General features: G+C 46.8%; 2 protein-coding genes. Both read right to left on the reverse strand.

What is annotated here, in order from left to right; genetic code table 11:
* Nucleotides 1-326, reverse strand: a 326-nt coding sequence (locus tag AC1DUA_RS37915; RefSeq protein ID WP_477504615.1) for a pyruvate kinase, incomplete at its 3' end; no start/stop codon positions are given.
* Nucleotides 319-1,293, reverse strand: a complete 975-nt coding sequence (accA, locus tag AC1DUA_RS37920) for an acetyl-CoA carboxylase carboxyl transferase subunit alpha (RefSeq protein ID WP_477504616.1) — start codon at nt 1,291-1,293, stop codon at nt 319-321. The genes AC1DUA_RS37915 and accA, both read right to left, overlap by 8 nt.
* Nucleotides 1,294-1,325 lie beyond the last annotated feature (32 nt).

Here is a 1,325-nt window from a genome sequence, read left to right on the forward strand (position 1 = left end):
GAGTAAGTTACTGAGATGCGGTCTGCGTCTCCCAGAATTTCTTCGGTTGTCAGAATGATGTGCTTGTCCTGTACAAGCTCAATCGGTTCTTCTTTCAATTTACCGGTACGAATTTCCGGTCCTTTGGTGTCAAGCAAGATAGCTGCTACTTTGCCAGTCTCAGCGGATGCAGCGCGAAGGTTGCGGATACGTGCGCCGTGCTCTTCAAAATCTCCGTGGGAGAAGTTAAGACGGGCAACATTCATTCCCGCTAACAAGAGTTTTTTCAAGTTTTCTTGTGATTCGCTTGCTGGTCCAATGGTACAGACAATTTTCGTTTTACGCATGGTTTCCCTCCTGAGTGAATGTGAACCGACCTATGTCTCTAAATTTACGGTAACGGTCCTCTAACAGCTGCTGTTCGGTCAAGCTTAGCAAAGGCTGAAGCTGTTCCCAGATCGCTGTTTTGATAAATTCTGCTTGTGCAGCCAGATCACGGTGTGCGCCGCCTTTTGGCTCTGGGATGATGCCGTCAATGACGTTCAGATCCTTGATGTGATCTGCCGTAATTTTCATTGCTTCTGCCGCATGTAAAGCTTTGGAAGCATCTTTATATAAGATGGAAGCCGCGCCTTCCGGACTAATAACCGAATAGATCGCATTTTCCAACATCAACACCTTATTGCCAACTCCTAATGCCAACGCGCCGCCGCTGCCGCCTTCACCGATAACAATACAGATGATTGGCACGCGAAAAGAGGCCATTTCCAGCAAATTTCTGGCAATCRCTTCTCCTTGACCACGCTCTTCAGCAGCATTCCCTGGGAATGCGCCCTTCGTATCAATAAATGTAATGATTGGACGATTAAACTTGTTCGCTTGACGCATCATGCGCAGCGCTTTACGGAAACCTTCCGGGTGCGGACAACCGAAGTTACGAGCAATATTATCCTTCGTATCTTTCCCTTTTTGGTGCCCAACAACGGTAACTGGAATGCCGTTAAATTTGGCTAGTCCACCTACAATGGCAAGGTCATCTCCATACAAGCGATCTCCATGAAACTCTATGAAATCAGTAAAAATAGATAAAATATAATCAATCGTCGTCGGCCTTTGCGGATGACGAGCTAATTGCATTTTCTCCGCAGAAGACATACTTGCATAAAGTTCATCCTCAAGCTCTGCGTATCTTTCTTCCAAACGGCGAATTTCTTCTGAAAAGTCAATTTGCTTCTCTGCACCAAATTTGCGCAGTTCTGCAATTTTGCTCTTTAGTTCCGCCAGCGGCTGTTCAAACGGCATTTCACCCGCCATAAGTCGCCTCCCCCTTCACTCCGTGCATGTCC

The organism is Paenibacillus sp. 01T422 (assembly GCF_056398785.1).